At 44.3% G+C, this 12,899-nt stretch carries 12 protein-coding genes and 5 tRNA genes; 6 read left to right on the top strand and 11 right to left on the bottom strand.

Annotation, left to right across the window (positions count from 1 at the left end; genetic code table 11):
• Nucleotides 1-385: 385 nt before the first annotated feature.
• From ACRRS0_RS07610 to ACRRS0_RS07585, 6 genes are all read right to left on the bottom strand, one after another.
• Nucleotides 386-1,027, bottom strand: coding sequence for a thiopurine S-methyltransferase (locus ACRRS0_RS07610; protein WP_432461103.1), 642 nt, complete (start codon nt 1,025-1,027; stop codon nt 386-388).
• 407 nt (nt 1,028-1,434) lie between these two features.
• Nucleotides 1,435-1,511, bottom strand: a tRNA-Pro gene (locus ACRRS0_RS07605).
• A 44-nt stretch (nt 1,512-1,555) separates the two neighbouring features.
• Nucleotides 1,556-1,640, bottom strand: a tRNA-Leu gene (locus ACRRS0_RS07600).
• Between the two features lie 43 nt (nt 1,641-1,683).
• A tRNA-His gene (locus tag ACRRS0_RS07595) sits at nt 1,684-1,759 on the bottom strand.
• A 33-nt stretch (nt 1,760-1,792) separates the two neighbouring features.
• A tRNA-Arg gene (locus ACRRS0_RS07590) sits at nt 1,793-1,869 on the bottom strand.
• Nucleotides 1,870-1,915: 46 nt separating this feature from the next.
• Nucleotides 1,916-1,992 (bottom strand) — tRNA-Pro (locus ACRRS0_RS07585).
• A gap of 430 nt (nt 1,993-2,422) precedes the next feature.
• Here ACRRS0_RS07585 and ACRRS0_RS07580 point away from each other — a divergent pair.
• The 3 genes from ACRRS0_RS07580 (at nt 2,423) to ACRRS0_RS07570 (ending at nt 6,032) form a co-directional block, all read left to right on the top strand.
• Nucleotides 2,423-4,087, top strand: coding sequence for a putative transporter (locus ACRRS0_RS07580; protein WP_432453805.1), 1,665 nt, complete (start codon nt 2,423-2,425; stop codon nt 4,085-4,087).
• 260 nt (nt 4,088-4,347) lie between these two features.
• Nucleotides 4,348-5,205, top strand: a complete 858-nt coding sequence (gene folD, locus ACRRS0_RS07575; RefSeq protein WP_432453806.1) for a bifunctional methylenetetrahydrofolate dehydrogenase/methenyltetrahydrofolate cyclohydrolase FolD — start codon at nt 4,348-4,350, stop codon at nt 5,203-5,205.
• A gap of 98 nt (nt 5,206-5,303) precedes the next feature.
• Complete coding sequence (locus ACRRS0_RS07570) at nt 5,304-6,032, top strand: substrate-binding periplasmic protein (RefSeq protein ID WP_432453807.1); 729 nt, start codon at nt 5,304-5,306, stop codon at nt 6,030-6,032.
• A 51-nt stretch (nt 6,033-6,083) separates the two neighbouring features.
• On the opposite strand, the gene cysS is transcribed toward ACRRS0_RS07570, so the two are convergent.
• Entirely contained in the window at nt 6,084-7,463 is a 1,380-nt protein-coding gene (cysS, locus tag ACRRS0_RS07565; RefSeq protein ID WP_432453808.1) for a cysteine--tRNA ligase, read from the bottom strand.
• Nucleotides 7,464-7,615: 152 nt separating this feature from the next.
• Between cysS and ACRRS0_RS07560 the strand changes: the two genes are divergently transcribed.
• From ACRRS0_RS07560 to ACRRS0_RS07550, 3 genes are all read left to right on the top strand, one after another.
• Complete coding sequence (locus tag ACRRS0_RS07560) at nt 7,616-8,113, top strand: peptidylprolyl isomerase (protein WP_432453809.1); 498 nt, start codon at nt 7,616-7,618, stop codon at nt 8,111-8,113.
• 7 nt (nt 8,114-8,120) lie between these two features.
• Entirely contained in the window at nt 8,121-8,867 is a 747-nt protein-coding gene (gene lpxH / locus ACRRS0_RS07555; RefSeq protein WP_432453810.1) for a UDP-2,3-diacylglucosamine diphosphatase, read from the top strand.
• Nucleotides 8,868-9,281: 414 nt separating this feature from the next.
• Nucleotides 9,282-9,878, top strand: coding sequence for a Yip1 family protein (locus tag ACRRS0_RS07550; protein ID WP_432453811.1), 597 nt, complete (start codon nt 9,282-9,284; stop codon nt 9,876-9,878).
• A 60-nt stretch (nt 9,879-9,938) separates the two neighbouring features.
• Here ACRRS0_RS07550 and rluB read toward each other — a convergent pair whose 3' ends face one another.
• From rluB to ACRRS0_RS07530, 4 genes are read right to left on the bottom strand one after another with little or no spacing between them, the layout of a single operon-like run.
• Nucleotides 9,939-10,799 carry a 23S rRNA pseudouridine(2605) synthase RluB gene (gene rluB / locus ACRRS0_RS07545; RefSeq protein WP_432453812.1) on the bottom strand — a complete coding sequence of 287 codons (861 nt, stop codon included), beginning with the start codon at nt 10,797-10,799 and terminating at the stop codon, nt 9,939-9,941.
• A gap of 26 nt (nt 10,800-10,825) precedes the next feature.
• Nucleotides 10,826-11,380 (bottom strand): SMC-Scp complex subunit ScpB, encoded by a 555-nt coding sequence (scpB, locus tag ACRRS0_RS07540; protein ID WP_432453813.1) that lies wholly within the window; start codon nt 11,378-11,380, stop codon nt 10,826-10,828.
• A gap of 2 nt (nt 11,381-11,382) precedes the next feature.
• Complete coding sequence (locus ACRRS0_RS07535; protein WP_432453814.1) at nt 11,383-12,192, bottom strand: segregation and condensation protein A; 810 nt, start codon at nt 12,190-12,192, stop codon at nt 11,383-11,385.
• Nucleotides 12,192-12,812: an L-threonylcarbamoyladenylate synthase gene (locus tag ACRRS0_RS07530; RefSeq protein ID WP_432453815.1), complete on the bottom strand. Its 621-nt coding sequence runs from the start codon at nt 12,810-12,812 to the stop codon at nt 12,192-12,194. The genes ACRRS0_RS07535 and ACRRS0_RS07530 overlap by 1 nt, the downstream gene beginning before the upstream one ends.
• Nucleotides 12,813-12,899: the final 87 nt, after the last annotated feature.

The raw sequence follows: 12,899 nt of genomic DNA, 5'->3' as shown, positions 1-12,899 counted from the left end.
TTATTACCTCGGCTATAGTCAGCACCCTGCTGACAATTTACTTACGTAAACAATGGGTTGATAGCGGCCCGCAGTGGCGAGGCCGTTGTCCTCAATAATAAGGACCCATAATTTCAAAACGCCGCATTATAGCGGTGGTTTAGGCTTAGGTCGAGACTGATCGCTATATTATCCTTGATATCCACTAAATATTTGCAGCCGCGCACCTCTTAAGCCAATTTATGCAATGAAAAGCATCCATCTAATTTCGACGAGTGATGCTGAAAACAAACCTAAAGATACTAAAAAATCGGGCGGATATTCCCAAAGTAAACGCATAAGGTTCCATGCTCACAAGCTGGCCATAGCAAAATTCACCCATAATAATGACTTAAAAAGAACGATATCAGGGGTCGATACTAAAGAGCGGATGTTTTAATCGATAAAGCTTAGCCTGAGCAAGACCATTGGCAGGTACATCTTTTCCAGTTTCATCTTCTACATGTTGCAAACGAATCGAATAGTCTTTAAAAATAAGTGGCAGTTCTTGGTCGATATCAGCAGCCTGTTCCCGCTCAAGCCGACTGGAAAAATCTTCAATAGTGAGCAAAAATATATCCGCTTGATGAGGGATTAGTGTTGTCATATACGATGCATAGCGCTTTCGTATAGGCGAAGATAAAGCGGTTAACGCAGCCTTATCAAATACCATATGGACTTCCCCTAACAAGGCTTTTGTCAGCTTAAAGAAGTCGCCGCAAAAAATACTAATATTGTTACACTGCCAAAGGCTAAAGTCGCCGATATTTTTAATCTCGGGGCGCAATTGATGTTGTTTGAAGAAAGCTTTAACCGCGATAGGACTCAATTCTACCCCCACCACCTGATGACCACGCTGAGCTAGCCACAACATGTCTAAACTTTTTCCGCAACAAGGTACAAAGACTCGCAACAACTCAGGTTCAGGATAATCGGGCCAAAACCTAGTCAAGAAAGAATTGACCTGCCATTGATGGAATTGAATGTTTTTGTTTTTCCAGAGTTTCAACCATAAATGGTTGTCTGAACTAAACAAGTGTGGTCTCAGTTCCCACTCGCACGCATAACATAGAATAAAAGAAACGAGTCATGTAAGCCCTTATATATTATTGGTTTAACTGCAAAGAGCTCACATGCTAATACTGATTTTGACAGACGAGACTCTGAATCAGGTTGGGCTAATGTCATCCAACTAGCAAGCTTTAATTATGTCATTACACTTTCTGCTATTCCAAGTCCTTCACCAATATATACTTAAAACAACAGCGTCATCTTCAATTTACCAGTAGGCTCGGTAACCAGTCGTTCAATACAACACTTTTTAAACACTGATGATTGCTATGAAATAGCGATTAAATTGGAGGTCCTGAATTCAAAAACAAAAAAGCCTCGTCATTACGACGAGGCTTTATGTAGTGGTCGGTGATGAGAGATTCGAACTCCCGACCCTCTGGTCCCAAACCAGATGCGCTACCAAGCTGCGCTAATCACCGAATTTCTGGTAAATTTTAAGCGTTACCCACGCTGACACCAATAATGGTGCGGAAGGAGAGACTTGAACTCTCACACCTTGCGATACTAGAACCTAAATCTAGCGCGTCTACCAATTCCGCCACTTCCGCAAAACTATTTCGCAACACCACTGTGGTAATGTTGTCGAATAAATGGGGTGAGTAATGGGGTTTGAACCCACGACAACCGGAATCACAATCCGGGGCTCTACCAACTGAGCTATACCCACCACAAACTTTTATGCTAATTAAAGCATCTATATTGGCGCACCCTGTAGGACTCGAACCTACTACCTACGGCTTAGAAGGCCGTTGCTCTATCCAGATGAGCTAAGGGCGCATCTTTAGCGTCAATAAACCGAGTCATCTAACTAGGTTTTAAAATTTGGTCGGTGATGAGAGATTCGAACTCCCGACCCTCTGGTCCCAAACCAGATGCGCTACCAAGCTGCGCTAATCACCGATTACCTTGATATTATAGAGAATCTAATCCTCTGGCCCCACTCTTAACGAGCTTCGCGACGATACGCTACCAAGCTGCGCTAATCATCGATTCGATTCCAACACTGTTTGTGCCTTCAACGGAGGCGAATACTACCCACTTGAATGGTCAGCGTCAAACAGTTTTTTGGAGATATTTACCGTTTGGTTATAGCATAACCAAAATGGTTGCTATTCGGCAATATACCGCTGCTTAAATAGGCTATTTCTTCACAGGTAGGCACAAAGATTACTTCTCCGCCTTTACAAACTGTGAAGCGAAAGACACTTTTAAGCTAAGTGTTTCATGTCATAGTGATTTATTAATCCAAGTCAAAAGAAGTGACAAATTAAAGTTGTAGCCTTTTATCGTTATGTTAACAATTTTATCACGACTGCATGAAAGGAATCACATGAGCGAAGTAGCATTATCCATCTTGCTTTTATCAGCAGTTGCCGTGATTGGTCTCTGGTTTGGAGGCCTAAAAATACGCGGTATAGGCTTGGGCATCGGCGGTGTTTTATTCGGTGGGCTATTTGTCGGCCATTTCGTCAATCAGTTTGGTTGGCACTTAGACCCCCATGCGCTGCACTTTATTAAAGAATTTGGTCTAATTCTTTTTGTTTACACTATTGGTATCCAAGTTGGCCCCGGCTTCTTTGCTTCATTAAAAGCAAGCGGCTTAAAACTCAATTTGCTCGCAGCAGGAATTGTGCTCATTGGAGGGATAACCGCGGTATCCCTGCACTTTATTTTCAACTTACCACTCAATGTTTTTCTAGGCATTTATAGTGGTGCCGTCACCAATACGCCATCGCTAGCGGCTGGTCAGCAAATTTTGCAAGAATTGGGGATGAACGACCAGCAAACCACTCAGCTCGGTTTAGGTTATGCAATGGCTTATCCCTTTGGCATTTTGGGGATCCTGTTATCGATGTCGATCATCCGCTTGGTATTTCGAATTAATGTAGATAACGAAGCGGAACGTTTTGATAACGCCAAAGGCAAGAAGAAGAAAAGCTTACAAGACATCAACGTCATCATCCAAAATCCAAACCTTGATGGTTTGGCTTTCTCCCAACTCAATAAATTAATCGGCGACGAACTCATCTGTTCCCGGGTAAAAAGTAATGGCGAATTGAAAGTCCCTAGCCCTGATATGTTGATGCATAAAGGTGACTACTTACATCTCGTCGGACCAAATCGAACACAATTAGAACAAGCAACAATCATTATCGGTGAAGAAATTAACGAGTCATTATCGACCAAGGGCACATTGTTACGCAGTGAACGAGTCGTGGTGACAGAAGAACGCCTTCTGGGTAAAAAGCTTAGTGAACTCGACTTTAAGAATAATTTTAATGTGGTGGTTTCGCGCCTGCATCGCGCAGGTGTCGAACTGGTGGCCAACAAAGATTCTATCTTACAATTTGGCGATATTCTTAATATTGTCGGCCCTTCAGAAGATGTCGATAAGGTCGCCACGAGTTTAGGAAATCTGCGCAGTAAACTACAGCAAGTACAAATGTTACCCATTTTCATTGGCATCGGCTTAGGGGTGTTGCTAGGATCATTGCCATTAGCAATCCCTAGCCTCCCCGCACCATTAAAACTAGGTCTAGCTGGTGGTCCGCTCATTGTGGCAATAATTCTAGCGCGGATCGGCAGTATTGGGCGCCTATATTGGTTCATGCCTCCCAGTGCAAATTTAGCTCTAAGAGAAATTGGCATTGTATTATTTTTAGCCGTAGTTGGTATTAACTCTGGCGCTAACTTCATTGAAACCCTACTCGATGGTGACGGCCTCACTTGGATGTTTTATGGTGCCTTTATCACTTTAATTCCGCTACTAACCATTGGCCTGATTGGGCGCTATCTGGTAAAGCTCAATTATTTAAGCTTATGTGGCTTAATGGCTGGCTCTATGACCGATCCACCAGCACTCGCTTTTGCGAACTCAATTCATAGTACTTCAGGCGCCTCAGCCTTAGCCTATGCCACTGTCTACCCCTTAGTGATGTGTTTACGGATCTTATCGCCCCAAATCATCGCCGTATTACTCTGGGTTGCAGCCTAAGCCTTCCATAGCGCAACTTAGCCAGCTTTCACACTGGCTACTAAGTTGCCAATTCAATAACATTACTCTGGGTTGCAGCCTAAGCCTTCCATAGCGCAACTTGGCCAGCTTTCACACTGGCTAAGTTGCCAATTCAATTACAAAAGCCTCCGGCATTGAGCCTCGCCCCACGTTTAGCTTAAAAAACACTGACATTTATCTATCTAACATGCCAAAATAGCGCCATCTAGAATCGTCAATCACTAGTTAAAGAAGAATCGATGTCTGCACAAATAATTGATGGAAAAAAAATTGCCTTACAAGTTCAAGATCGGGTTGCGGAGCGAGTAAAGCAACGGATCAGTGAAGGAAAACGCCCGCCAGGTTTAGCGGTTATTTTGGTGGGCGACAATCCTGCTTCGCAAGTTTACGTCGGCAGTAAACGTCGGGTATGTGAAGCGGTTGGCTTTATATCAAAATCGATCGACCTCGACGATAATACGGACGAGCAAACCTTGCTCGCTGAAATCGACGCGCTCAACGAAGACCCTCTCATTGATGGCATTTTAGTTCAGTTACCATTACCAGAAGGTATCGAGGAAACAAAAGTAATTGAGCGGATCCGCCCCGATAAAGATGTTGATGGCTTCCACCCATACAACATTGGTCGATTGGCGCAACGAATTCCAGCACTACGCCCTTGTACTCCGAAAGGCATTATAACGTTGATTGAGTCCACAGGCGTTAGTCCCTATGGCTTAGAAGCGGTTGTTGTTGGGGCTTCTAATATCGTCGGACGGCCAATGACTCTTGAGCTACTATTAGCAGGCTGTACCACCACCACTTGCCACCGCTTTACCAAAGACTTAGAAGCCCATGTTCGTCGGGCTGACTTAGTCATCGTGGCGGTAGGTAAGCCACAGTTTATTCCTGGAGAATGGATTAAACCCGGTGCAATGGTGATCGATGTAGGCATTAATCGCTTAAACAACGGCAAACTTGCTGGTGACGTAGAATACGAAGTGGCTCGCCAACACGCAGCATTCATTACTCCTGTACCTGGAGGTGTTGGGCCAATGACCGTTGCAACTTTAATTGAGAATACTCTTGAGGCTTGTGAACAATTTCACGATCTGTAGTCGTTAAAGGCGAGTACTAACTCTCAGTATTCGCCTTTTTTTAGACGGTAACGACATACTTAAGCTAGTTTTATAAAGAGTAATCTTTGAGATAGTTTATGTTAGCCCGTTATTTAGTTGCACTTAGCTTGGCTCTCTCTCTTCACTGCCGCGCAGAGCCCATCTCCTTCGTAACGGAAAATCTGCGCCCATACAATTATGTAGAGAATGCCCATTTAACTGGGCTTTCAGTTGAGCTAATAAAACTCGTATGGCAAGAAATGGGACAAGCGCCTCAAGCTATCAAGCTACAAACTTGGGAAAAAGCCTATTATTTGCTTCAGCATCGACCCAATATGGCTTTATTCTTAACCATGCGTAGTCCTAGACGTGAAACTCTGTTTCATTGGGCATGTCCAATTACCCGCTCAAAAATCGAACTGGTCGCCTTAAGATCTCGGTCAATTAAAATCACTCACCTAGCGCCGCCCCCACCCTTATTATTTGGCGCGATGAAAGCCAGCGTAGGCGAGCAACTATTACTCAGTCAGGGGATCACGCCAGAACAAATTATATTTACTGCCGACTTTGAGAAATCGCTACGTCTGCTCATTCGTCGGCGCGTGGATGTAATCGCCTCGGAGCCAGAAGTCATCGCACAAACAGCCAAAGCATTGGGTTATGATGAGGAGTTATTTGAATCGATCTTTCAACTCGGTACGCTCGAAGGCTGTTATGCCTTCAGTCTCGGCACAGATCCGAGCTACTTAGAACGCTTTCAGCACGCTTTAACTCGAGTGACAGCAAGCCCCCAATACCAACAGTTATTGAAAAAATATAAGTTATAAAAAAGGCGGTCAAGCCGCCTTTTTAATGATAATCAATAAACTGTTCTACAACTAAGCTCTTCGCCACGTCGTCCCAGAAGCACCATCTTCAAGTACAATTCCCATCTCTGTGAGACGAGCGCGAGCGACATCTGCAGCCGCCCAGTCCTTATGATTACGAGCCTGATTACGCGCGACAATTAATGCCTCGATTTCAGCAACTTCGCTATCATGCTCACCCTGTAAAAAACTCTCTACGTCCTGGCCTAGAATACCCAACACGCCACTTAACTCGAGTAGCAAACTCGCATACTGTCCAGCCAACTCACTATCGCTGTCTTTTAAACGGTTCACATCTTTAGCCAATTCAAATAATACCGGAAGCGCTTCTGGCGTATTAAAGTCATCATCCATAGCCGCTTTAAACTGACTACGGTAAGCCTCTGCAAGTGCATCATCAATTGGCTTTAGCTCTACATGACGTAGCGCCGTATATAAACGCTCTAATGCGGAACGCGACTGCTTTAAGTTATCTTCCGAATAATTGAGCTGACTTCGATAGTGTCCAGACAATAAGAAATAACGCACGGTTTCTGGGTCGTAAACTTCAAGTACATCTTTAATAGTAAAGAAATTCCCCAAAGATTTAGACATTTTCTCTTTGTTGACCTGCACCATCCCTGAATGCATCCAGTAATTCACATAGTGGGTACCGTGAGCACAGCAGGACTGAGCGATTTCATTTTCATGATGAGGAAAGGCCAAATCGGAGCCGCCGCCATGAATATCAAAGACTTCGCCGAGATGCTTCATGTTCATCGCCGAACACTCGATATGCCAACCGGGGCGGCCTTTCCCCCACGGAGAATCCCACATCGGCTCACCAGGCTTAGCGCTCTTCCATAACACAAAATCAAGCGGGTTACGCTTATCTTCTCCCACTTCCACCCGTGCGCCGGCTTGTAACATATCCAAATTTTGTAGGCTCAACTTGCCATAATCTGCAAAGCTATTCACTTCAAACAGTACATCGCCACTCTCTGCCACATAGGCATGACCATTGGCAATTAACTTTTCAATAACATCGATAATCTCAGGCATATGCGTAGTTACCCGAGGTTCTACATCGGGACGCAGCATATTTAGTGCGTCAAAATCGGCATGCATGGCGGTCGTAAAACGTTCCGTTAGGGCTTCACAACTTTCGCCATTTTCCGCTGCGCGATTAATGATTTTGTCATCAACGTCAGTAATATTACGAACGAAATTAAGCTCGAAACCAGACCAGCGTAAATAACGAGCCACTGTATCGAAAGCCACAAAAGTACGCGCGTGTCCAATGTGACAATAATCGTAAATGGTAACGCCACAAACATACATACCAACCTTCCCTTCAATCAAAGGTTTGAAGGCCTGTTTTTTACGCGTCAAGGTATTGTATATCTGTAACATCTATATTATTTCCTGTTCCATTTACTAACTGTCGATAAAGAGTCACATTCTATCATTGCCGCCTAGGAAAAACAGCCGAATTAAGCGCGACGACTAGTCACTAAGCCAACGAAGGTTTAGAATCGGGGCACTAACGATAAAAAGGTAAAATAATGGTTACTTTACACACTAATTTTGGCGACATAGTCATTAAGCTATTCGAAAGTGAAGCCCCTAAAACCACGGCAAACTTTTTGGCCTATGCTAAAGAAGGTTTTTATAACGACACTATTTTTCACCGCGTCATCGATGGCTTTATGGTGCAAGGCGGTGGCTTCGCTTCAGGTATGGAAGAAAAAACCACTAAAGCGCCGATTAAAAATGAAGCGAACAATGGTTTATCCAACAAAACTGGCACCCTCGCGATGGCTCGAACCATGGAGCCTCATTCGGCATCAGCACAGTTTTTTATCAACGTAAATGACAATGCCTTCCTCGACTTTAAAAGCGAAACCAGCGAAGGTTGGGGTTACTGCGTATTTGCTGAAGTGATAGAAGGAATGGATGTTGTAAATAAAATCAAAGGCGTAGACACTGGCAACTTTGGTTATGTGCATGCCGATGTCCCCTTAGAAGAAGTGCTCATCACTTCGGTCAGCGTTGCGGAATAAGCGCTAAGTGCTCACCTATTTCATCTCTGATTTACATCTCAGTGAACAGCGGCCCGATATTATTCGGGCCTTTATTGAGTTTATTGAACAACAAGCCCCTCAAGCAGACGCCTTATATATTCTTGGCGATTTATTCGAGTTTTGGATTGGCGACGACGATCAAACACCGGTTGCTCTGCAAGTAGAGCAAGCACTGCTTGCTTTGGCAGAACAAGGCGTTCCGACTTACTTTATTCATGGCAACCGAGATTTTATGGTTGGCAAGGATTATGCGCGACGTTGTCGAATGATCCTACTTGAAGAAGAAGAAGTCATCGACTTATATGGTAAAAAGGTGCTGATCCTGCATGGTGATACTTTGTGTACCGACGATCAGGGCTACCAAGAATATCGAGCGATCACCCAAAAGCGCTGGCTAAGACGTCTATTTTTGTTACTTCCGCTATTTATTCGGCAAATTCTTGCCAATAAAATTCGTAGCAAAAGTAAACAAGCCAACAAAAGTAAATCACTCGGTATCATGGATGTAAACCAAGGAGAAGTGGAGCAACGTTTTAAACAGCGTCAGATTGATTATATGATCCATGGGCATACCCACCGCCCAGACATCCATCAAATCAAGTTGGGCACCACCTCAACCATGTATCGCGTTGTATTAGGCGATTGGTACCAGCAGATGAGTGTATTACGAATCGACTCACATGGCTTGGATCTGAGTTCAGCGCAACAGCATCAGCAACTGAAACTAGACTAATATCTTGCCGCAATGCCACGCCTACCCACAAAGATTAAGTATCGCGCGAAACTTAATCTTTCACGGTCAATTTTAGTTTAAGCTAAACCCTTGTTATCACTACGATGCAGTGCGTGAACCACGCATAAACAGCGTCTTTCTCAAGCAACGCTTCAAATCTAATCTTTCACTCGTCTGTATAAATTTTTAGGTCATTCTCGTGAATTCAAATGCGGTTAGACAAATCGAATAACAAACGTCTGTCTGATTGATGATGTCATCCCCCCTGCATTAAGTGATTTGAAGCCTAGCGCACAAAAAAACTAAAGAACAATATTTATACAGAAAGAGATAATATGACTTGACGACTTCACAGACTTCGCGCATAACTTAATAGTAAATGTTGCAAACTTGTTAACCACTGAGGGTGAACATATGTTATTTAGTCATGTATGGGGCTTGGCTTCACATACCAAAGAAGAATGGCGAGACATCGACAAACACCATGAAGGAATTGGAGCCAGTTTATCTCATTTGCTATTGATGGCCCTCATTCCAGCAATCTGTGGCTACTTTTCCACGGTGCATATTGGTTGGAAAGTTGGCACAAATAGTTTTTCTCTAACCAGCGAAAGTGCCATCTTTATGTCCCTGGCGATGTATGCAGCCCTCGTGACGAGTGTCCTGTGCTTAGCTTTAGCTGCACAATGGATGGCAAAGACTTTTAATGCCGACACCACTTACCAGCAAACCTTAGAGTTATCGGCCTATGTCGCTACTCCTATTTTCATGGTGGGTTTCGCCGGCCTGTACCCTGAGCCATGGTTTGTGATGGTGGCAGGCTTAGTTGGCCTCACTTATTCGATCTACCTGCTTTACACTGGGGTTCCGATTATTATGCATATCCCAGAAGAGCGCGGATTTATCTATGCGAGTAGCTTGGTCACGGTTGGCTTAGTCGTTCTAGTATCGGTTCTCATCGCAACGGTCATTCTGTGGTCCACTGGCGCAGGGCCCGTTTTTGCAAATTAGAATCACAACTCATTGATAAACTACAGAACAAAAAAGCCCGCTCAGTGAGCGGGCTTTTTACTACTTCAAACGTCTACGTTTAGCCGCTTGACCTTGGGTTCTGGTGCGATGTTTACGAACCGACTTTCTGATACGTTGAGTACTGCGGACGCGATCAGCAACTTTAATCACGGTATTATCTTCTTTATTTAGTTGAACCAATTGACGTAAATAGTTCACTTGTTCTAATGGCATTTCTTGCCAGCCACTGCGTGGTAGTCCTTTCGGTAACGGCAATAAACCATAGCGAACTCGGATCAGGCGACTCACTTGTACACCTTGAGACTCCCACATCCGTCGCACTTCACGGTTACGACCTTCGCTTAGGGTGACCGAGTACCATTGGTTAATCCCCTCACCGCCTTGGCGCCTTACCGTGGTAAAAGTCGCCTTACCATCTTCCAGCTCAACACCACTGCGCAAGCGATGGATCATCGCATCATCAACATCGCCAAATACCCGTACCGCATATTCTCGCTCAACTTCGAAACTCGGATGCATTAAACGATTCGCCAACTCTCCATCGGTCGTAAACAACAACAAACCAGAGGTATTAATATCCAAACGTCCCACCGCAATCCAACGGCCATTTTGTAGCCGCGGCAAACGTTCAAACACCGTTTCACGCCCCTCGGGATCATTTCTGGAACAGATTTCGCCTTCCGACTTGTGGTAGGCAAGCACACGACAAATGGTATCTTCAACCTTTTGAATCTGCACTGAGTGGCCATCAACTCGAACCTCTGCGCCTTCTTCAATGCGATCGCCTAACTTCGCCTTAACCCCGTTAACACTCACTCTGCCTGCATCAATAACAGCTTCCATCTCACGACGTGAGCCCAGACCGCTGCGAGCCAGGACTTTTTGAAGTTTTTCACTCATATTTCTTATCCGGATGGTAAAGTGCGCTAAGTCTGAAAGTCTTGCGGCAGTTTTTCAAGTAAAGATTGATCTAATTCTGGCAAATCAGTCAAATCTTTCAAACCAAAATAATCAAGAAAGGCGGTTGTAGTGGCCAGTAGACTAGGTCTGCCCGGAACTTCTTTGTGACCAACCACTCGGATCCAGCCTCTATCTTTGAGCACGCTAATAATATGGCTACTCACCGCAACCCCGCGTATGGCCTCAATCTCACCACGAGTCAAGGGCTGCCGATAAGCAATCAACGTCAAGGTTTCTAACAGTGCTCGGCTAAATTTAGGCGCTTTCTCCGCCCATAAATTAGCTAATTGAGGAGCAAATTCTTGGCGCGCACGAAACTGGTAACCACTAGCAGTTTCTATCAGCTCAATTCCCGAATCTTGATAACGCAAGCTCAATTCTTCCAAAATCATATTCACTTGAGCACGAGCAAGTCCCACATCAGCTAACACACTGGCTTGTAGTTCTTTAACACTCAATGGTCGAGCGGCAACAAATAATGCCGCTTCCACCAGTTTGACGAGATTTGGTTTTGCAGACATAGTTAATCACGCATCTCATTCACCAAAATAACTTGAATCGGCATTAAGGGCTGACTCTGCACACACTTGATGTAGCCTTCCTTAATGAGTTCTAAAATCGCTAAGAAGCTAACGACCAAGCCGCTACGACCTTCACTCTGGCTAAATAGCTGGGTAAATTCAACAAATTGATGCTGTTGCAAGCGCGCCAAAATATCACTCATTCGCTGCCGAGTAGATAGTTTTTCTCTTTTAATTTCATGATGCTCAAAATTACTAACTCGCTGTACAATGCGACGCATCGCTTCAATGAGCTCATCCATAGCCACTTCAGGATAAATTAACTTAACAGGCAACTCTGCAGGCTTAGCAACCGAGGCTAAAAAAATATCGCGCTGCTCACGTGGTAACTCATCCAGCCTGTCACTCGCATTTTTATACAACTCATATTCTTGTAAACGCCGGATCAATTCAGCTCTCGGATCATCTTCAGCTTGTTCATGTTCTTGCACTGGCAATAAGCAGCGAGACTTAATTTCCGTCAGTAAGGCCGCCATCACCAAGTATTCCGCTGCAAGCTCAAGTTTTAGCTGCCGCATTGCTTCCATATATTCCATGTATTGCTGCGTAATCGCGAGCACAGGAAGACGTTCGATATCTAATTTCTGCTTACGGATCAGGTATAATAGTAAGTCGAGGGGTCCTTCGAAATTCTCTAAAATAACCTCCATTGCATCTGGAGGTATAAATAAATCATTGGGAATATTTAACCAAGGCTCACCGTTCACGCTTGCTAAAGTTAATTGCTGAGTTGGAGAGGCCTTATCTAACATTACTCAAAAGGGGCGGTATCGCCCGAACCTCTGCGGATGATTTCCATACTATCTTCCGACAAATCAATCACTGTGGTCGGCTGCTCACCCAAATATCCACCATTAATAATAAGATCGACATGGTGTTCAAGCGTATCGCGAATTTGTTCAGGATCGGATTCGGTGTAATCGTTCCCAGGTAAAATAAGACTACAGGACATCAAGGGTTCGCCTAAGGCTTCTAGCATTGCAAGTGCGATCTTATCGTTAGGAACCCGAATACCGATGGTTTTGCGCTTAGGATTAAGCAAACGCCTTGGTACCTCCTTGGTTCCTTTAAAAATAAAGGTGTAGGCTCCCGGTGTATTATTGCGTAATAAACGATAGGCAAGATTCCCGACACGAGCATATTCAGATAATTCAGATAGGTCACGACACATCAAGGTAAAATGATGATTTTTATCCAGTTGACGGATCCTACATATTCGTTCTAATGCCGCTTTATCACCAATATGGCAACCAATGGCATATCCTGAATCGGTGGGGTAAATCACAACCCCCCCACTTTTGATCAACCCTGCAGCTTGGTTCATTAAACGCTGTTGTGGGTTATCCGGGTGAACATAGAAAAATTGACTCATAACTATTCCTGCGCTCTCGAGCGTCTTGAAGAATCATCGCTATTATATTCCTTCCAGCCACAGAGTGCAGGCTAAAGCTGTAAACAA

Origin of the sequence: Agarivorans sp. QJM3NY_29, from assembly GCF_050870835.2 — a bacterium.
In the GTDB taxonomy this organism is placed as follows: Bacteria; Pseudomonadota; Gammaproteobacteria; order Enterobacterales; family Celerinatantimonadaceae; genus Agarivorans.
The sequence above is the reverse complement of the archived record's forward strand: the minus strand, read 5'-3'. Positions and strand labels throughout refer to the sequence as shown.

Excerpts from the sequence above, each read along its gene's own strand:
- ACRRS0_RS07580 (WP_432453805.1), top strand. The coding sequence starts at position 2,423 with ATGAGCGAAGTAGCATTATCCATCTTGCTTTTATCAGCAGTTGCCGTG.
- folD (WP_432453806.1), top strand. The coding sequence starts at position 4,348 with ATGTCTGCACAAATAATTGATGGAAAAAAAATTGCCTTACAAGTTCAA.
- ACRRS0_RS07570 (WP_432453807.1), top strand. The coding sequence starts at position 5,304 with ATGTTAGCCCGTTATTTAGTTGCACTTAGCTTGGCTCTCTCTCTTCAC.
- cysS (WP_432453808.1), bottom strand. The coding sequence starts at position 7,463 with ATGTTACAGATATACAATACCTTGACGCGTAAAAAACAGGCCTTCAAA.
- ACRRS0_RS07560 (WP_432453809.1), top strand. The coding sequence starts at position 7,616 with ATGGTTACTTTACACACTAATTTTGGCGACATAGTCATTAAGCTATTC.
- ACRRS0_RS07550 (WP_432453811.1), top strand. The coding sequence starts at position 9,282 with ATGTTATTTAGTCATGTATGGGGCTTGGCTTCACATACCAAAGAAGAA.
- rluB (WP_432453812.1), bottom strand. The coding sequence starts at position 10,799 with ATGAGTGAAAAACTTCAAAAAGTCCTGGCTCGCAGCGGTCTGGGCTCA.
- scpB (WP_432453813.1), bottom strand. The coding sequence starts at position 11,380 with ATGTCTGCAAAACCAAATCTCGTCAAACTGGTGGAAGCGGCATTATTT.
- ACRRS0_RS07535 (WP_432453814.1), bottom strand. The coding sequence starts at position 12,192 with ATGTTAGATAAGGCCTCTCCAACTCAGCAATTAACTTTAGCAAGCGTG.
- ACRRS0_RS07530 (WP_432453815.1), bottom strand. The coding sequence starts at position 12,812 with ATGAGTCAATTTTTCTATGTTCACCCGGATAACCCACAACAGCGTTTA.